18 protein-coding genes are annotated in these 18,298 nt (G+C 75.4%); 8 read left to right on the top strand and 10 right to left on the bottom strand.

From position 1 onward, the window contains the following. Positions 1–69 precede the first annotated feature (69 nt). From AC1C2V_RS09250 to AC1C2V_RS09220, 7 genes are all read right to left on the bottom strand, one after another. Positions 70–3,087 (bottom strand): DEAD/DEAH box helicase, encoded by a 3,018-nt coding sequence (locus AC1C2V_RS09250; RefSeq protein ID WP_495389298.1) that lies wholly within the window; start codon positions 3,085–3,087, stop codon positions 70–72. A gap of 9 nt (positions 3,088–3,096) precedes the next feature. Next, positions 3,097–4,224: a diacylglycerol/lipid kinase family protein gene (locus AC1C2V_RS09245; RefSeq protein WP_495389501.1), complete on the bottom strand. Its 1,128-nt coding sequence runs from the start codon at positions 4,222–4,224 to the stop codon at positions 3,097–3,099. A gap of 28 nt (positions 4,225–4,252) precedes the next feature. After that, positions 4,253–4,993, bottom strand: a complete 741-nt coding sequence (tatC, locus tag AC1C2V_RS09240; protein ID WP_495389297.1) for a twin-arginine translocase subunit TatC — start codon at positions 4,991–4,993, stop codon at positions 4,253–4,255. A 36-nt stretch (positions 4,994–5,029) separates the two neighbouring features. Beyond that, positions 5,030–5,380 (bottom strand): Sec-independent protein translocase subunit TatA, encoded by a 351-nt coding sequence (gene tatA, locus AC1C2V_RS09235; RefSeq protein ID WP_495389296.1) that lies wholly within the window; start codon positions 5,378–5,380, stop codon positions 5,030–5,032. Positions 5,381–5,525: 145 nt separating this feature from the next. Next, positions 5,526–5,906: a hypothetical protein gene (locus AC1C2V_RS09230; protein WP_495389295.1), complete on the bottom strand. Its 381-nt coding sequence runs from the start codon at positions 5,904–5,906 to the stop codon at positions 5,526–5,528. Positions 5,907–5,911: 5 nt separating this feature from the next. Next, positions 5,912–6,952, bottom strand: coding sequence for a helix-turn-helix transcriptional regulator (locus tag AC1C2V_RS09225; RefSeq protein ID WP_495389294.1), 1,041 nt, complete (start codon positions 6,950–6,952; stop codon positions 5,912–5,914). After that, positions 6,945–8,051 (bottom strand): helix-turn-helix transcriptional regulator, encoded by a 1,107-nt coding sequence (locus tag AC1C2V_RS09220; RefSeq protein ID WP_495389293.1) that lies wholly within the window; start codon positions 8,049–8,051, stop codon positions 6,945–6,947. Before AC1C2V_RS09220 ends, AC1C2V_RS09225 begins: the two co-directional genes overlap by 8 nt. A 196-nt stretch (positions 8,052–8,247) precedes the next feature. Between AC1C2V_RS09220 and AC1C2V_RS09215 the strand changes: the two genes are divergently transcribed. The 7 genes from AC1C2V_RS09215 to AC1C2V_RS09185 are packed head-to-tail and all read left to right on the top strand — an operon-like array spanning position 8,248 to position 14,310. After that, positions 8,248–9,351, top strand: a complete 1,104-nt coding sequence (locus AC1C2V_RS09215) for a DUF3866 family protein (RefSeq protein WP_495389500.1) — start codon at positions 8,248–8,250, stop codon at positions 9,349–9,351. 9 nt (positions 9,352–9,360) lie between these two features. Then, on the top strand, positions 9,361–10,140 hold the full coding sequence (locus tag AC1C2V_RS09210; RefSeq protein ID WP_495389292.1) for a DUF4129 domain-containing protein: 780 nt from the start codon (positions 9,361–9,363) through the stop codon (positions 10,138–10,140). Next, positions 10,137–10,751, top strand: a complete 615-nt coding sequence (locus AC1C2V_RS09205) for a hypothetical protein (protein ID WP_495389291.1) — start codon at positions 10,137–10,139, stop codon at positions 10,749–10,751. Before AC1C2V_RS09210 ends, AC1C2V_RS09205 begins: the two co-directional genes overlap by 4 nt. Continuing rightward, the gene (locus AC1C2V_RS09200; RefSeq protein ID WP_495389290.1) at positions 10,748–11,761 is read left to right on the top strand and encodes an AAA family ATPase; all 1,014 of its coding nucleotides are present in this window, start codon (positions 10,748–10,750) and stop codon (positions 11,759–11,761) included. Before AC1C2V_RS09205 ends, AC1C2V_RS09200 begins: the two co-directional genes overlap by 4 nt. Beyond that, positions 11,758–13,074, top strand: coding sequence for a DUF58 domain-containing protein (locus tag AC1C2V_RS09195; RefSeq protein ID WP_495389289.1), 1,317 nt, complete (start codon positions 11,758–11,760; stop codon positions 13,072–13,074). The genes AC1C2V_RS09200 and AC1C2V_RS09195 overlap by 4 nt, the downstream gene beginning before the upstream one ends. Continuing rightward, positions 13,071–13,658 (top strand): hypothetical protein, encoded by a 588-nt coding sequence (locus AC1C2V_RS09190; RefSeq protein WP_495389288.1) that lies wholly within the window; start codon positions 13,071–13,073, stop codon positions 13,656–13,658. The genes AC1C2V_RS09195 and AC1C2V_RS09190 overlap by 4 nt, the downstream gene beginning before the upstream one ends. A 46-nt stretch (positions 13,659–13,704) precedes the next feature. After that, on the top strand, positions 13,705–14,310 hold the full coding sequence (locus AC1C2V_RS09185) for a Dps family protein (RefSeq protein ID WP_495389287.1): 606 nt from the start codon (positions 13,705–13,707) through the stop codon (positions 14,308–14,310). A 221-nt stretch (positions 14,311–14,531) separates the two neighbouring features. On the opposite strand, the gene AC1C2V_RS09180 is transcribed toward AC1C2V_RS09185, so the two are convergent. Then, a complete protein-coding gene (locus tag AC1C2V_RS09180; RefSeq protein WP_495389286.1) occupies positions 14,532–15,275 on the bottom strand; it encodes a site-specific integrase in 744 nt (247 codons plus the stop codon). A gap of 75 nt (positions 15,276–15,350) precedes the next feature. Here AC1C2V_RS09180 and AC1C2V_RS09175 point away from each other — a divergent pair, with 75 nt between their 5' ends. Beyond that, entirely contained in the window at positions 15,351–16,046 is a 696-nt protein-coding gene (locus tag AC1C2V_RS09175) for an IMPACT family protein (protein WP_495389285.1), read from the top strand. Between the two features lie 123 nt (positions 16,047–16,169). Here AC1C2V_RS09175 and AC1C2V_RS09170 read toward each other — a convergent pair whose 3' ends face one another. Then, complete coding sequence (locus AC1C2V_RS09170; RefSeq protein WP_495389284.1) at positions 16,170–17,603, bottom strand: UTP--glucose-1-phosphate uridylyltransferase; 1,434 nt, start codon at positions 17,601–17,603, stop codon at positions 16,170–16,172. 63 nt (positions 17,604–17,666) lie between these two features. Next, positions 17,667–18,287, bottom strand: coding sequence for an L-threonylcarbamoyladenylate synthase (locus tag AC1C2V_RS09165; protein ID WP_495389283.1), 621 nt, complete (start codon positions 18,285–18,287; stop codon positions 17,667–17,669). Positions 18,288–18,298 lie beyond the last annotated feature (11 nt).

The raw sequence follows: 18,298 nt of genomic DNA, 5'->3' as shown, positions 1-18,298 counted from the left end.
ATGGCACCGCGTGTGCCCCGGGCCGCCACGGGACCGTCACGTCTTCGTCACACCTTCCGCGCAGACGGCTCAGACGCTCGAGTAGGCGACGACGCCGCGCAGCACCGCCGCCTGCGCCTTGCGGGCCGTGGCACGCAGGGCCGGGCGCGGGGCGGCCTTGGCCAGCTGGTCCAGCACGTCGAGCACCTGCTTGCACCAGCGCACGAAGTCGCCTGCCGCGACGTCGGTGCCGCGCAGCACCGCGTCCAGGCCCTTGCCCGACGCCCACCGGTGCACCGGTGCCACCAGACCCAGGTCGAGCGGGCCCGTCACGTTCAGCTGGTGCTCCGCCTCGAGGTTCGTCACCTGCGACCAGACCCGCGTCGTGGCGGCCAGGGCCTGGGCGAGGCGTCCGTGCGGTCCGCCGGGCACCAGCGGCTCCGCGGCCTCCTCGCGGCGCCCCGAGTACACGACGGTCGACACCGCCGCGGCCAGGCCTGGCGCGTCCAGCTCGTCCCACGTGCCGCGGCGGAGGCACTCCGCCAGCAGCAGGTCGTCCTCGGCGTACAGGCGGCGCAGCCACCGCCCGTCGGGCGTGACGCGCAGCCCCCCGGGCAGCCCGTCCGACCCTTCTGATGCCTCCTCCGCCGCCTCCTCGACCGCCGGCTGGTCGCTCAGGTAGCCCAGCCGGGTCAGCAGGTCGCACGTGCGGTCGAACGTGCGGGCGATCGAGCCCGTGCGCCCCTCCACCCGGAGCACCAGCCGCTCGTGCTCCGCCCGCACCCGCTCCCACCGCTCGGCCCACCGCGCGTGGTCGTCGCGCTCCGGGCAGCCGTGGCACGGGTGCGCCCGCAGCGCGGACCGCAGCCGCTGCAGCTCGGCGTCCGACGCGGCGTCGGACCGTTGCCCCGCCCGGCCGCCGCCAGACCCTGCACCTGCCCCGCCCCGCTGGCGGCCCGGACCGCGCCCCGTGCCGGTGGGCCGTCCTGAGCCTGTCGAGGGGTCGTCGCGAAACACGCCGAGCGCGTTGCGCAGGCTCGACGCCAGGTCGCGCCGCTGGTCCGGCCGCCGCGGGTTGAAACCCTTCGGGATGCGGACCGTCGTGACCACCTGCACGCCATCGGGCGCGTCAGCGAGGGTCAGCTTCTTGACCTGCTTCTCCTGGGTGAGGATCGTCGGGCGCGGCCCGTCGAAGCCGCGGTCGTCGAGGCCCGGGTCCAGCACCACGACGTAGCCGCGCCGGCGCCCGCTGGGGACCTCGACGACGTCCCCACGCCGCAGCCGCTCGAACGACGCGACTGCGTCGGCCCGGCGCGCCCCGGACGACGCGCGGGACAGCTCCTTCTCCCGTTCCTTGATCTGCTGACGCAGCCCCATGTACTCGGCGAAGTCGCCCCGGTCGCAGGCCATCGCCTTCGCGTACCCGGCCATCGCCTCGACGTGGCCCTGTGCCTGCTTGGCCAGGCCCACCACGCCCCGGTCGGCCTGGAACTGGGCGAAGCTCGTCTCCAGCACGTCGCGGGCCCGCTCCCGGCCCACCTGACCCACGAGGTTGACCGCCATGTTGTACGTGGGGCGGAAGCTGGAACGCAGCGGGTACAGGCGCTTGGACGCCAGGCCCGCCAGCGCCACCGGGTCGAGGCCGGTGTGGTCGACGACGACCGCGTGCCCCTCGACGTCGATGCCGCGGCGTCCGGCACGACCGGTGAGCTGCGTGTACTCCCCCGGCGTCACCGGCTGGTGCGCCGTGCCGTCCCACTTGACCAGCTTCTCCAGCACCACCGACCGCGCGGGCATGTTGATCCCCAGCGCCAGCGTCTCGGTCGCGAAAACCACCTTCACCAGGCCCCGGGAGAACAGCTCCTCCACGGTCTCCTTGAACACCGGCAGCATGCCCGCGTGGTGCGCGGCCACGCCGCGGGCCAGGGCCTGCGACCACTCCCAGTACTTCAGCACCTCCAGGTCCTCGGTCGGGATGGTGGCCGTGCGCTCCTCCACGATCCGCCGGATCTCGGCCTCCTCGGCGGCGTCCGTGAGCCGGAGGCCGGCGCGCAGGCACTGCTCCACGGCCCCGTCGCACCCGGCGCGGGAGAAGATGAAGTAGATCGCGGGCAGCAGCGCGTCGGCGTCGAGGGAGTCCACGACGGCGAATCGCGGCGGCGTCCGGCGGTGCGGCACCAGGTCGCCGCCGCCGGGGCGGTGCCCGCCCCGGCCCCGGTACCCGCGGTCGCCCCGCCCGCGGTGCCCGCGGTGCTGGTCGCCGCCGCCGGAGCGCGCCGAGGCGCGGAACATCGCCTGCAGGTCCGGGTTGATCGGCGGGTTCGTCCCCGGGTCCGTGGGGTCGACGTGCCCGGGGTACAGGTCCACGAGGCGCGGCGCCCCGCGCGGCTCCGGCGCCGAGACCACGACGTGCTGCCACAGCGGCACGGGCCGGCGCTCGCTGACCACCACCGCCGTGTCGCCGCGCACGGTGGCGAGCCAGTCGCCGAACTCCTCGGCGTTGGACACCGTCGCCGAGAGGGAGACGAGCTGCACGTGGTCGGGCAGGTGGATGATCACCTCCTCCCACACCGGGCCGCGGAACCGGTCGGCGAGGTAGTGCACCTCGTCCATGACGACGTACGCGAGGCCGTCGAGCGCGGACGACCCGGCGTACAGCATGTTGCGCAGCACCTCGGTGGTCATCACCACCACCGGGGCGCCCGCGTTGATCGACGTGTCCCCGGTGAGGAGCCCGACGTTCGCCACGCCGTGCCGGGCGACGAGGTCGGTGTACTTCTGGTTGCTCAGCGCCTTGATCGGGGTCGTGTAGAAGGCCTTGCCGCCCTGGGCGAGGGCGAGGTGGACGGCGAACTCCCCCACCACCGTCTTGCCCGCGCCGGTGGGCGCGGCGACGAGCACGCCGCGGCCCTCCTCCAGCGCCACGCAGGAGTCCACCTGGAACGGGTCGAGCTCGAAGCCGACGACCTCGCGGAACCGGCGCAGCTCGCCCTGGGTGTCGGCGCGGTCACGCGTGCTGCGCGCCCGCGAGGCGGCGTACCGCTCGGCCGGGCTCAGTGCCTCCGATCCGGCATCATGGTTCGCGTCGGAGCGTGCGTCGGCGGTCATGCGGCCAGCCTAGGCTCCCGGTTCCACCTGCCGCGCCGCGCCGCCGTGCTGGTCCGGCGGGACCAGGACCTGCACCGCGCGGGCGCGGACCTCGACCCGCAGCGGGAGCGGCCCGAGGCGCTCACCGTCGCCGTACGCGACCGGCAGGGGGCGCTCGCCGGCGATCCAGGCCTCCGGTCCGGGCTCGATCGTCACGGCGCGGGCCCGCACCATGTGCACCTTGCGCCGGCGCACGTGCCGGCCGGTGAACATGGCGGGGTAGACGGCGAGGGCGCCCGCCCGCGACAGGTCGGTGGCGACGAGCACGTCGAGCAGGCCGTCCTCCAGCGAGGCGGACGGTGCCACCCGGACGCCGCCGCCGATCTGCGGGCCGTTCGCCGCCGTGACGAGCGCGCCCCGGCCCGACCAGGTCGACGTGCCCGCCGGGCCCGGGCGCAGGCGCAGCTCGGCGCTGCGGCCCCGCGACGGGTCGCCCGACGGGTCCGCGGCCTCGACGACCCCGTCGAACGTGAGCCGGTACGACCAGGGTCGGTAGCCCACGAGCTCGAGGGCGGCGGCCACCGTGTACCGGGCGCTGCCCCGCGGGTGGCGCAGCAGGTTGGCGCGCGCGTTCACCGCGGCGTCGAGCCCCGCCGACACCGCGCCCGCGACCCATCGGCCGCCCTGGGCCGGGCCCGAGGCACCGTCGGAACCGGCGGCCAGCCCGGGACCGGTGACGTGGGCGGCGTCGAGGGCGCGCCGCCCCGCGGACCCGGCGTCCAGGGCCTGGCACAGCGCGGACCCCGCCGCGGCGGGGTCCCGCACGGGAAGGCCGAGCGTAGCGGCGAAGTCGTTGCCGGTGCCGACGGGGATGATGCCGAGCGGCACGGCGGTGGCCGCCACCGCCTGCAGGCCCAGGTGCACCATGCCGTCGCCGCCCACGACGACGAGCGCGTCGATGCCGTCGAGGTGATCGGTGCCACCGGTGCCCGACGTCGCGGCGTCGACGGCCGCGCGGGCGTGCCCCAGCGCGGTCGCGGCGTCCGGGCCGGAGAGGTCGACGACGTGGTGCCCGGCACGCCGCAGGCCGGCGAGGACGCCCGTCCCGGCGTACGCGGCCCGCCCCTTGCCCGCCGTGGGGTTGACGACGACGCCCAGGCGCCGCGGCCCGGTCGGCCCTGTCGACTCAGACAGTGGGCGCGACCCTGCGCTTGTCGACGCGGCGGTCGTGCAGGATGCACAGCCCCAGGGCGCCGAAGTACAGCACGCAGATGGGCAGCGCCACGAAGATCATCGTCAGCGCGTCCGGCGTCGGCGTCATCACCGCGGCGAACACGAACGCGACCAGCACCGCCCAGCGCCACCCCTTGGCGAGGGCCTCGTGCCGCAGCAGGCCGGCCATGTTCAGGCCGACGAGGAACACGGGCGACACGAAGGCGATGCCGAACGCCAGCACCAGCCGCATGACGAAGCTCAGGTAGCCCTGGGCGTCCGTGAAGTTCACCGCGCCATCTGGCACGAAGCCGGCGAGGATGTCGACGGCGTGCGGCAGCACCCACCAGGCCAGGGCCGCGCCGCCCAGGAACAGGGGCACGGCCGCGGCCAGGAAGCCGTAGGCGTACCCCTTCTCGCGCCTCGTGAGGCCGGGAGTGATGAATGCCCACAGCTGGTACAGCCACCAGGGGCAGGACACGATGACACCGAGGAAGAGCGCGACCTTGATCTTCATGTCGAGCGCCGACGCCATGCCGGTGAAGTTCAGGGCGATCGTCTTGCCCTGCTCCTGCGCGGCGACCTCGAGCGGCGCCTGCAGCGCGGCCAGCAGCGGTTCGTAGAGGACCCAGCCCGCGATCGCACCCACGACGAGCCCGCACGCGGCGAGGAAGAGCCGCTTGCGCAGCTCCAGCAGGTGCTCGCGGAGGGGCATGCGCCCCTCAGAGTCCCGGGAGATTCCGGGCACCGCCTACGCCCGGGGCTGCTTCGGATCGGTAAGACCCGGGGTCTGCTCCGTGCCGGTACTCGTCCCTGCCTGTGCCGGTGGGGACGCCGGTGGGGGTGTTGTCGGTACGGGGCCCGGTGCGGCACTCGTCGGGGCGGAGCCGTACGACGTGCCGGTCGACGTCGTCGTCGTGTCCTCCGGCGGCTCGTTCGAGTCGTTGAACTTGCCGTCGTCGGTGAGGTCCTTGACCTCCTTCTTGAAGATCTTCAGCGACTGGCCGACGCTGCGGGCCAGGTCGGGGAGCCGGCGCGCCCCGAACAGCAGCAGGATCACGACCACCAGCACGATGACGTGCCAGGGCTTGAGCATGCCCATGAGAATGGCTCCTCGGTCTCGACCGCCTCGCGGGGCGGGGTCTCGTCGTCGTCGACTCTCGTCGTGGTCAACCCTAAGGGGTCCGCGAACCAGGGAGGTGACGTTCCGGTGACGACTGGTCAGTCGGAGTACCGCAGCCCCGAGACTAGACCGCGCGCCTCGTGCCCGCGCGGGCCGCCTTCTCGGCCGTGCGGCGCACGAGCCAGCTCTCCTCGTCCCACCGGCGCCACGTCGACGCCCGGCGCTCGCGGCGCGCGGCCGCGCGCTCGGACCTGCGACGACGCTGCGCGGCCGCGCGCTCGCGCAGCACGGTCGGATCGTCGAAGAGCGTCGGGGACGTGTCGGCCCGGTGCGTTTCGGCCTCGGCCACCGCCTCCGAGATACGGTCGCCCGCCGACCCGAGGGTCTCGCCGGCGCGGGAGGCCTCGCGCAGCAGCCGCATTCCGGCCCGCCACAGGTGGCGGCCCAGGAAGAACGCGCCGACGAGCATGCCGACGACGAGAAGAGTCCACACCCAGGCCCACATGACGGTCAGCCTACGGGGCCGTCGCTCGGGCCCTCGCCCGGGACAGTGCTGCCGGCCGGGGACGTGCCGGCCGTGCCCGCATAGGCGTCCAGCGCCGCGCGGGCGGCCTGTGCCACGTCGTGCGCCACGTCCGGCGGGTCCGCCGACACCACGTCGGGGGCGTTCGCAAGCAGGAGGCGCCGCAGCCACGCCGGGTTCGTCACGCGCAGCCGCACCTCGACCGTCCCGTCCGGCAGGTCCCGCACGGACTCGGCCGGCACCTCCTCCGCGACCCACCGGGCGGCGGAGGCGAGCACCAGCGTGGCCGCGGGGGCGCTGCGGTGCGCGACCGACGCCCACACGTCCGCTCCCAGGTCCCCGTCGGCGTCGACGGCATGGTCCGCCACCGGCGCGTCCAGCACGTGGGCATCCAGGATCCGGTCGACCCGGAAGGTGCGCCGGCCGTCCACGCGCAGGCACCAACCCACGAGGTACATGGCTCCGTCCTGCGTGAGCAGACGCAGCGGGTCGACGTCGCGCTCGGTCGTGACGTCCGCGGCGTTGACGTACCGCAGGTGCAGCCGCCGCCCCTCGGTCAGTGCCGACGTGACCGCCGCCACGACCTGCGGGTCGCCGTCGCCCGCGAGTTGCACGTCCACGGCGCCCGCGGCCTCGCCCGTCGCCGCGGTGAGCTTGTCCAGCGCCGACGCCACGACGGCCGCGCGGCGCCGGTCCGCCTGCACGGCCGGCGACGCGTGCATCGCGCGCAGTGCCGCGACCAGCGCCACGGCCTCCCGGGTGCCGAGCCGCAGCGGTCGGGTCATGCCGCGCGCCTGGATGAGGGACACGACGCCGTCCTCCAGGGAGAACGCGTCGAAGTCGATGAGGTCGTCCGGCATGTAGCCGGGGGTGCCGGACACCCACAGTGCGTCCACGTCCTCGCGCACCTGGCCCGGCGTGACGCCGAACCGCTCCGCGAGCTCCTCCACGCGCACGGGCCCCGCGCCGTCGAGGAACGCGACGAGTCCCAGCAGCCGCACCAGCCGGTCGTCGGCCCGCTCAGCCATCCGTGCCCCCCTCGTCGCTCTGCTCCTCGACCTGCTCGTCGGACTGGTGTGCCGTGCGTACCCGCGCGTCCAGCCCGGCCGCCGCCGTCAGCCGCCGCAGGACGTCGGCTCGCAGCTCCGGTGGCGCCAGCACCACGACCGCCGCCCCGTAGCCCGACACCTCGTCCGCGAACGCGGAGAGGCTGCGGAACTCCACCTCGACCAGGTCCCGCCCGTCGTCGCCGGTCGAGCCGGTCGAGACCCGGGTTTCGACAGGATCAACCGCCGGTGGTTCGACCACCGCGCGCGCCCGCAGCGCCTGCGCCCGCTCGGGCACGACGGCCAGCCGCGCTCGCTGCAGCGCCCCGACCCGCTCCCCCAGCATCGCGTCCACGTCCACGGTGTCCGGCACGTCGAACGCCCTCGCTTGCGGCCCGACACGCACCTTCCCGGTGATGCGCGAGAGGCGGAACACCCGCGCCGCGCCCCGCGCCCGGTCGAAGCCCACGAGGTACCAACCGCTGCCTCGTGCCGCGATCCGCCACGGCTCCACGTGCCGCGTCAGCTCCTGCCCCGTGCTCGCCGCCCGGTACCGGAACGACACGTCGCGCCGCTCCGAGACCGCCTCCAGCAGCGGCACGTACGCGTCGCCGGCCGCCCGCACGCGCGGCGCGAGGCCGGCCACCGCGTCCCACGCGATCTCCCCCGCCCCCGCCGCGCGCAGCTTCGTCATCGCCCGCGACATGTCCGTGCGCAGCGTCTTGTCCGACCACAGCTGCGCCGCCAGAGCGACCACGCCCAGCTCCGCCGGGGTCAGGTCCACCGCGCCCAGCGCGTACGCGTCGTTGTCGATCCGGTACCCGACCTCGTCGCTGTGCCCGCCCGCGTCCACCGTGACGATCGGGATGCCCAGCGCCCGCAGCGTGTCCTTGTCGCGCTCGAACATCCGCTCGAAGGCTTCCGTGGACGGTGCGTCGCCGTACCCGGCCACCCCGGCGCGCACCTGCTGCTTCGTCATGGAAGCGCTCGTGTTCACGAGGGCGATGACGAGGTTCAGGAGGCGCTCGGCGGGAGCGGTACCCCGCGCGGACGGCACGAGGTCCAGAGGGTTCGCAGGCATCAGGTCCACGGTAGTCGCCGGTAGCCTCGGGCGGGTGACGACAGCGCCGAACGACCCCCAGCACACCGACAGGAACGAAGGCGGGAACCCAGGCGGGAACCGGGCCAGGAGTTCGGCCAGGAACGACGCCGGTCATGTCACCTGGCGCACCGGCACGGTCCTCACCCGCGGCCGGACCTGGACCGGCGCGCGCGAGATCACCGTGCGGCTCGACACCCCCCTGCCCGCCCGCGACCTCACGACCGCCCCCTGGGAGGCCCGCGGCCTCGCGTACACCGCCCTCGTCGGCGACCCCGACGCCGGGGACCGCCTGCTGCTCAACGTCTCCGCCCTCGCCCGCGGGCTCGGCACCGGCGGCTACGCCCTCGTCGTCGGTCCCGCCGGTGAGGCCGGCGCCACCCTGCCCGCCGACCCGCCCCCCGGGCCCGGCCACCTCGTCAAGGCCCGCTACACCCCCCTGCAGGCCATGGTCCTCGGCGTCGACGAGCAGGAGTCCGTCCACCACGACACCCTCCGCGAGGCCGACGACCTCGACGGCTTGCCCGTCGTCGTCGCAGACCTGCACTCCGCGCTGCCCGCCGTCGTCGCCGGCGCCCGGCACGCCGCGGCGCTCGCGGGCCGCACCGCCCCCCGCGTGGCCTACGTGATGACCGACGGCGGCGCCCTGCCCGTCGCGTTCTCCCGCACCGTCGCCACCCTGCGCGAGGCCGGGTGGCTCGCCGCCACCATCACCGTCGGCCAGGCGTTCGGCGGCGACCTCGAGGCCGTCACCGTGCACACCGGCCTGCTCGCCGCCCGTCACGTCACAGGCGCCGACCTCGTCGTCGTCGCCCAGGGGCCCGGCAACCTCGGCACCGGCACCCGCTGGGGGTTCTCCGGCGTCGCCGCCGGCGAGGCCCTCAACGCCGCCGCCGTCCTGCGGGGCCGGCCCGTCGCCTCCCTGCGGGTCTCCGGCGCCGACCCCCGCGACCGCCACCGCGGCGTCTCCCACCACAGCCTCACCGCCTACGGCCGCGTGGCGCTCGCGGGCGCCGACGTCGTCGTCCCCCGACCCACCCCCGACGTCGAGGCCCTGCGCGGTTGGGGCCCCGACCTCACCCGGCAGGTGCACGACCAGGCCGCCGCGCTCGCAGGCACCCCCGCAGGGCACCGGATCGTCGACGTCGTCGCCGACACGCCCCTGCTCGACGCCCTGCGCGGCTCCCCCGCCCGCCTGTCGACCATGGGGCGCGGCCTCGACGCCGACCCCGCGTCGTTCGCCGCCGCCGCCGTCGCCGGAGTTCACGCCGCGACCCGATAGCGTCAGCGCATGGCAGCAGGTCGGACAGTACGTCGAGCGACGGCACGCGGCACGGGCGCCGCGCTGCTCGCCGTCGCGGCGCTCGCGGTCCTCGTCGTCCTCGGCGCCGCCACTGCCACCCCCTGGCGGCTGCGCGTACCGGGCGTCAACCTCCCCGAACCCGCCGCCGGCGACCCCGTCCAGCTGCAGCCGCCGGACCCCGTCGTCCCGGGAGACCGGCCGGGACCCTCGTACGACGCCGTCACCTGGGTCGTCGTCGCCCTCAGCATCGCCGGCGCCATCCTCGTCGTGGTCCTGCTCGTCCTCCTCGGGCGCCGCATCATGCGCGCCCTCGCCCCCCTCGACGACGAGGACGACGCCGACGATCTCCCTGGCGGTACCGCCACCGGGAACGCCCCCACCACCATCTCCCTGCCCGAGCTGCAGGACGCCGTCGCCACCGCCCTGGCCCGCATCGACCACGCCACCACCCCGCACGACGCCGTCGTCGCCGCGTGGGTCGCGCTCGAGGACGCCGCCGCCCGCCACGGCACCGTGCGCGACCCGGCCCAGACCTCTACCGAGTTCACCGCGGCGCTCCTCACCGGGCACCGCGCCGAGGGGAACGCCGTCCCCGCGGACGACGTCGACACCCTGCGCCGCCTGTACCAGCGCGCACGCTTCACCGACCGGCCCGTCGGCCCCGACGCCGTCGCACGCTCCCGCGCCGCGCTCGAGCACATCGCCCGTGCGCTCGGCCCCATGGACGGCCCCGCGCTCGGCCCCGTGGTCGCGGACCGCGACGCATGACCCGCCGCCCGCTGCTACGAGCAGCGCTCACCACCGCCCTCCCGGCGCTCGCGGCCGGGGTGGTCCTCGTGGCGACGGGCGTGCTCGACCCGGTGCACGCGGGGCTGCTCGTGGTAGTCGTCGCCACGACGACGCACCTGTGGCGGACGCTCGACGACGGCGCCGAGTCCCTGTGGCCGGACCCGCCGGAGGACCGCCGGGACGGCGCCCGCAGCGACGTCAGCGAGCTCGGCTGGGCCACGTTCACCCGCAGCGGGCAGGTCGGCGACCGCATGCTGCGGCGCGTGCGCGAGCTGGCCGCGGCGCGTCTCGCCGAGCACGGTATCGACCTCGCTGCCATGGGGAACGGCGAAGCTGACGGAGGTGCCGACAGGGGCGACGCGGACGCCGCGAGGCTGCTCGGCGCCGACGTCGTCGCCGGGCTCACCGCCCGCCGTCCCGTCGGGCGCGCCGAGGTGCACCGCTGGTTGGACGCGATCGAGGCGCTGGCCCCGCCCACGACCGGGCGGCCCGCGGCGGCCGGGCCACCGCCGCCGACGGCGCCCGTGCATGCGACCACGACGAACCCGACCCCGCCCGTACCGCACACCGCCGGGAGGCACCGCCCATGACGACCGATCCGCCCACCGTCCCGACCACCGCACTGCCGGCCCACCCCCTCCCCGTCCCCGAGGTGGCCGCGCTCGGCCGGCGCGTGCTCGAGGAGGTCGGCACGGCCGTCGTGGGGATGCGCGACGCGCTCGAGCTCGCGCTGGCCACGGTGCTCGCGGGCGGGCACGTGCTGTTCGAGGACGTCCCCGGGCTGGGCAAGACCCTCGCGGCCCGCTCGCTGGCCACTGCGCTGGGCCTCGACTTCGCCCGGCTCCAGTGCACCCCCGACCTGCTGCCCAGCGACATCACCGGGTCCTCGGTCTTCGACCCGGCCTCGCGCGAGTTCGTGTTCCGCCCCGGACCCGTGTTCACGGGCCTGTTCCTCGCGGACGAGATCAACCGCACCCCGCCCAAGACACAGTCCGCGCTGCTGGAGGCGATGGCCGAGCGGCAGGTGTCGGTCGACGGCGCCAGCCGGCCGCTGCCCACCCCGTTCCACGTCATGGCCACGTCCAACCCCGTGGAGTACGAGGGCACGTACCCGCTGCCGGAGGCCCAGCTCGACCGGTTCATGGTGCGGCTCGCGGTGGGCTACCCGGACCGGTCGCAGGAGCAGGAGGTGCTGCTGCGGCGCGTGGCACGGCGCCGGGAGGCCGCGCCGGTGTCGGCCGTGGTCGACGCCGCGACGGTGCTCGCGATGCAGGCGGGCGTCGAGACCACGGAGGTGGACCCGGACGTCGCGGGCTACTGCGTCGACCTCGCCGCCGCGACGCGCGCCCACGCGGCGCTGGAGGTGGGCGCCTCCCCGCGCGGATCGCAGAACCTGCTCCTGCTCGCCCGTGCGGTTGCCGTGCTCGACGGGCGCGACTTCGTGCTGCCCGAGGACGTCAAGCGGGTCGCCGTCCCGGTGCTGGCCCACCGCCTCACCCTCACGCCCACCGCGTGGGCGTCGGCCGTGCGGGCGGAGGACGTGGTGGCGGAGCTGCTCGCCTCGGTGCCCGGCCCTGCCACGGTGGGTCGCGAGGGGTGAGGCCCCCCGTGTGGCGGCGGACCCCGCAGGCGGCCGCGGGCGTCGGGGCGGGGGTGCTCGTCCTCGGGCTCGGGCTGCTCGTCGGGCGGGCCGACGTCGCGCTGCTGGGCCTGGCCCCCCTGCTTGGCGCCGCATGGTCGGGACGCCCGGGCGCGTGGGGTGCCGGCACGCCCTCGCGGCCGACGTCCGCCGTGATCGAGCCGACCGTGGGCACCGCGCCGGGCGAGGTCTCGGCCACCCTCGGCCTGGACCCGCCGCGCGGCGCCGAGCTGGTCCGGACGCGTATCGCCGCGCCGGGGCACCGCCCCACCGCCGTCGTGGTCGCCGCGACCGCCCGGGAGCTCCCGCTGACGCTCCGCACGGTGCGCACCGGGCCGCAGCGAACCTTCCACGCGGACGTGCGCGGATTCGGGGCCGGGGGCACCGCCGCCGAGGACCCGGTCCCGGTCACCGCGCCCGACCGTCTGATCCTGCCGACGGCCATGCCGCTGGGCCGGGTGCCGGTGCCGCGCCGCCTGCGGGGCCTCACCGGGCCGCACACGTCGCGACGGCTCGGCGACGGGAGCGAGCTGCGCGACGTGCACCCGTTCACCCCGGGCGACCGGCTGCGCCGCATCGACTGGCGCACCACCGCCCGCCGGTCGCCCGACCTCAGCACGCTCTACGTGCGGCGCACCTATGCCGTGGCGGAGGCGACCGCGGTGCTCGTGGTCGACTCGCGCGACGACGTCGGGTCGGACCTGCGCACGTGGCGCGGCACCGGCCCGCAGCGCGTCGACGAGCCCACGTCCCTGGACCTCGCCCGGCACGCCGCCGCGTCCGTGGCGGGCGCCCTGATCGCAGGCGGGGACCGGGTGGGCGTCGAGGACCTCGGGCGGCGCCGCCGACCCCTGCCGCCGGCCGCGGGCCGACGGCACCTGCGGCGCGTGCTCCACGCCCTCGCCCTGAGCCGGCCCGTCGGGGCGCCCGAGCGCCGGCTGCGGGCACCGCGGGTCCCCGCCGACGCGATCGTCTACCTGTTCAGCACGGTGCTCGACGACGAGCCGCTGGACCTCGTGCGCGCCTGGCGCGCGGCGGGGCACGCGGTGGTGGTCGTGGACACCCTGCCCGATGTGCGCCCCGTGCGGGAGGAGCACATGCGCCTCGCCTGGCGGGTCGGCCGGCTCGAGCGCGAGGACCGGTTGCGCCACATGACCGCGGAGGGCGTGCCCGTCGTGCGGTGGGCGGGCGGCGCCCGGCGGGAGGCGCCGCTGGAGCTCGAGGCACTGGTGCGGGCCGCCGAGCGCCACCACGGTGCGGCGGGGCCGCGATGATCGCCACCCCGGTCGCGGCCGTCCGGTCGTGGTGGCGACGCCGGCACGCCACGGGCCGCCCTCTGCCGGCCGTCCGCGTCGGCCTCGGCCGGACCGTGCCCGGCTGGCTGCTCCGCGCCGCGTTCGTCGTGGCCGTACCCGCCCTTCTGCTCGCCGCCGCCTCCCGCACGACCCTGGCGCCCGAGCTCAGCGTGACCCTCGCCGTCGTCATCGCCGTCTGGGCGGCGCTGCGGCCGGGTGCCGCCCCGGCCCACGTCGCGCTCGTGACCGCCGCCGTGCTGCTGCTCGGGTCGACCGCGGCTCCCTTCGACCCGGCGGCGCTGTGGCTCGCCCCGCTGGCGCACGTCACGACCCGTCTGGGCTGGTGGGCCGCGCACGTGAGCGCGCGCGACCGGGTCGAGCTCGCGGCCCTGGCACGGGCGGGTGGGCGCGACGCCCTCCTCGTGGCCGCGGCGGTGGCGGTCGGTGCGGCAGCCTGGGCGATCGCCGGCCGGCCGCTCGAGTGGCTGGTCGGAATCGGGGTCGCGGCGCTGGCTGCGCTCGCGTGGACGGTCGTGCGGCGTGACGATGGCGGGGCGCGCTGATATCGCTCGTGGACCGCGCGCCGATCCGACGAGACGGAGAAACCCGATGGCCGATCGCAAGACGCCCCGCTACACCGTTCCCTCGTTGACGCCTACCCAGGGCGGCAAGGTGTCCGTCATCCTGCAGGAGCGTCTCAACGCCCTGACCGACCTCCATCTCACCCTCAAGCATGTGCACTGGAACGTCGTCGGCCCCCACTTCATCTCCGTGCACGAGATGATCGATCCGCAGGTCGACGTCGTGCGGGACATGACGGACGCCATCGCCGAGCGCATCGCGACGCTCGGGGTCGCACCCGTCGGCACCCCGGGCGCACTCGTCAAGGCGCGCACGTGGAACGACTACGCGCTGGGCCGCGCCTTGGCCATCGAGCACCTCGGCGCGCTGGACGAGGTCTACCAGGGAGTGATCCTCGCCCATCGGAAGGCGGCGAAGGACACCGAGGCGCTCGACGACGTCACCAACGACCTCCTCATCGGCCACCTCCACGACCTGGAGCTGTTCCACTGGTTCGTCCGTGCCCACCTCGAGAGCGTCGGCGGCGAGCTGTCGACGGCCGGCGCCACGACCGAGAAGGGCGCCGCGCGCAAGGCCGCGGGCACCAAGCGATCGACGACGACGCGGGCGACGACCAGGAAGAAGGCCAGCTGACCGGCCGGCATCCGGCCCGCTCGCGAGGGGCGCAGCACGCGACCGGCGTGCTGCGCCCCTTCGGCGTGTTGGGCCCGTGATCCGCCCGTCCGTCCGATCGGGCCGTGGTACACCGAGGTCCGGTCGGCGGGCCCACGCGACGTCGCGTGGCCCCCCTCGTTCTGTGCTGGCCCGTGAGGTGTGAGCGACAGCACCTGGGGATTCTTGGAGCGCTTGGCACACTATTTTGCTTCGGAAGGAGCATCTGGCGAAGGAGCCAAGGCCTCCGCCGTCGGCACGTCCCTCCCGAGGTCCGGTGTCCCCGCGTCGATCCAGGCCCGGCGCACCTGCTCGAACCGGGTCGGCAGCGGCGAACGCACGGCCCCGTACCGCGCATTCGTCCGATGGGTGAAGCGTCGCCACGACAGCACCAGCCCCTGCCGCGTGATCGGGAGGCCGCTCGCCACGGTGGTGCCGTGGTCGTGCGTGTGGTGCACCGTGAGCAGCAGGGCGCGGGGCACCGAGCCCTCGAGCTCCGCGGCGAGCTCGGTCCGCACCACCATCCAGTGCCGCAGGAGCAGCACCACCTCGGGCGGCAGCCGGTGCTCCCGGACGGCGCGGTGCTTGCCGTGCCGCAGCACGACCCTCCCCTCCCCCGGTTCCCGCGCTCCCCCGACCCGGCCCCGCCGGCTGGCCGCGTCGGGCTCCGGCCCCAGGTCCAGGTCCTCGGCCCGCGCGCGCAGCAGGTCCCCGTAGCGCGCCCCGGTCGCCCGGGTGAGCCCCGCGATCACCGCGAGGCGCACCACCTCCGGCTTGCCGCCCGGCCGCAGGGCCTCCACCGATAGCTCCCGCCAGACCCACTCGGCCTCCTCCAGCGTCACCGGCGGGCGTGGGTAGCGGCCCGGCGTCCCACCCGGCGGGCTCCCCTCGCCGGAGGGATCGTTGCGGGTTTCGGGTGCTGGGATGCCCTCGACGTCGGCTGCCATGGGTCCATCTTGGTGCTTGGCACACTTTTTTCGGGGAGGAGATCGGCGTGTCGCCCGACGACGTAGCCTCGTCCGGTGAGCCGCTCAGACAGACCCGCCGCCGGTCGCCCCCGGCCGCCCCTGCTGCCGGGGACGCTCGCCTCCCGGGTCGACCACGAGCTGGTGATCAAGAAGTCGCGCTTCCTGGCGCACGTCGCGCCGGCCCGCAGCGTCGCGGAGGCCGAGGCCGTCGTCGCCCGGGTGCGCAAAGAGCTCTGGGACGCCCGTCACCACTGCGTCGCCCTCGTGGTCGGCACGCACGCCGACCAGCAGCGCTCCTCCGACGACGGCGAGCCCTCCGGCACGGCGGGCGTGCCCATGCTGGAGGTGCTGCGCCGGCGCGGGCTGACGGACGTCGTGGCGGTGGTGAGCCGGTACTTCGGCGGGGTGCTGCTCGGCGCGGGCGGCCTGGTGCGCGCCTACTCCGGCGCCATCGCCCAGGCCCTCGACGTAGCGGCCGACGCGGGGCTCCTGCGCCGCCGCGAGACGCTCACGGAGGTCACCGTCGACGTCCCGCACGCCGACGCGGGCCGCGTCGACCACCTGCTGCGAGACTGGTCCGCCACCTACGGCGCGGTGCTCGAGGAGCCGTCGTACGCCGCCGCCGCGCGGCTGGCCCTGCTGGTGCCTCCCGCCGAGCTCCCCCGGCTCCGCGCCGACCTGGCCGCCGCGTCGGCGGGCACCCTCACGCCCGTGCTGGGCGCCGACCGCGTCGTCGACCTCCCCGGTTGACACATTCGCTGGTTGAGCTGGTCGAAGCCGCTGCCGGGTTTCGACGAGCTCAACCAGCGGGTTGCCGGGTTTCGACGAGCTCAACCAGCGGGTTGCCGGGTTTCGACGAGCTCAACCAGCGGATCAGGGCTGGACACCGGCCGCGGTGATCGTGGCGCCGTCGGGCACGGTCGCGGGCTCGCCGGCGTCGGGCAGCGCGGCCTCGCCCTGGGCACGGACGCCAGCGCCGAAGGCCCAGTCGCCCTCGACGGTCAGCGACGACGCGCCACGCAGGGACGGGGCGCCGGCGGCGAAGCGCTCGTCGAACGCCGAGATCGCCTTATAGGTCTTCGAGAGCTTCACCAACGGGGCCTCGACCTGCGCGACGAGCCGGTAGTCCGCCGTGAGCTCGTAGACGTCGGAGCGCATGAGCAGCAGGTCGCCGGTGGTCTTCACCGGGAGGAAGCGCTCGCGCCCCACCTCGATCGCCGTGGCGCCCTCGAATACCGCCACCGCCGCGCCCATCGCCGACTCGATCTGCACGACCGGCGTCGACGACGGGTCCGTCGGGTCCACCGTCTTCTCGTTGCGGATCAGGGGCAGCTCCAGCACTCCCCCGGTGCGGTCGAGCTCGGCCGCCAGCGCCTCGAGGTCGAACCAGAGGTTGTTGGTGTGGAAGTACGGGTGCACCGACGGGTCGAGGGACACGTCCACGTCGTCCGGGTGCGTCTGGGCCGTCTCACGCTGCACGATGCGCCCGTCGCTCTGACGGACCACGAGCTGTCCGCCCTTGACGTCGGCGGGGGTCTTGCGGCACATCTCCGCGGCGTACGGGGCGCCGGACGCGGCGAACCAGGCGGCGATGGCGGCGTCGGGCGCGGCGCCGAGGTTGTCGGAGTTGGAGACGCTGGCGTAGCGGAAGCCGGCATCGAGCAGGGCGCACACGACCCCGGAGGCGTGCAGCGCGGGGTAGAGGTCGCCGTGGCCGGGCGGGCACCACTCGAGGGACGGGTCCGCGGGCCACTCGACGGGTTCGAGGTCGTCGGCGCGCAGCTTGGGCTCGCGGTTCTGCAGGAAGTCGACCGGAAGGTCGTCCACGGCCAGGTCGTCGTAGGGCGCGAGGGCCTCGAGGGTGTCGGCGCGGGTGCGGAACGAGTCCATCAGCACCAGCGGCAGGCGCGCACCCGTGGCGGCGCGGGCCGCCCGAACCTGGCGGACGATGACGTCGAGGAACGTCAGCGCGGTGCCGGCACCGTCGGGGCCGGCACCGCCCTCGGGGGCGTCGTCGCGCACCGTGAGCAGGGACTTGGCCTTGTCCATGCCCATCGACGTGCCGAGGCCGCCGTTGAGCTTGATGATCGCGGTCTGCGCGAGGGCGGTCTGCGCGTCCTCGGCGGAGACGTCGAGGTCGGCATGCCGCAGGAGGTCGGTGAGGGGCTCGACGTCGGCCTCGCGCACGAAGCCCGACTCGCCGGACTCCAGCAGGTGGTAGAAGCGGGTGAAGGTCTCGATCGCGGCGGGGGCTACGCCGTCCGCCGACATCTTCTCTCGGGCCAGGGCCAGTCCGCGGTCGCTCATGACCAGCACCCTAACCGCGCCGGACTCGCGGTGGCCCGCCCGCGGCCCGAGCGGGCGTGTGGCTCACTCGAAGCGGGACGGGTCGCCCGCCCCGACGCGGACGACGTCAGGGTAGCCCTCGGACCAGTCGACGACGGTGGTGGGCGACGCCAGGACCTCGCCGCCGTCGACGACGGCGTCGACCGCGTGGTCGAGCTCCTCCTTGACCTGCCAGCCGTCCGTGAGCGGCTGCTCCGACCCGGGCAGGATCAGCGTGGAGGACAGCAGCGGCTCGCCGAGCTCGCGCAGGATCGCCTGCACCACCCGCGAGTCGGGGATGCGCACCCCGATCGTCTTCTTCTTCGGGTGGGCCAGGCGACGCGGCACCTCGGCGGTGGCGGGCAGGATGAAGGTGTACGGGCCGGGCGTGGACGCCTTGATGGCCCGAAACGCGCTGTTGTCGAGCCGCACCAGCTGGCCGAGCTGAGCGAAGTCCGCGCACACGAGCGTGAAGTGGTGGTGCGCGTCGAGGTGGCGGATCTGGCGGATCCGCTCGGTGCCGTCGTGCTGCCCGGCCCGACACCCGAGCGCGTAGCCGGAGTCCGTCGGGTAGGCGATGAGAGCGCCGTCGGTGAGCATCCCGACGATCTGCCCGATCAGCCGGGGCTGGGGGTCGACCGGGTGCACGTCGAAGTAGCGGGCCATGCCCGGCAGCG

Source organism: Isoptericola sp. Y541 (genome assembly GCF_059445465.1).
The sequence above is the reverse complement of the archived record's forward strand: the minus strand, read 5'-3'. Positions and strand labels throughout refer to the sequence as shown.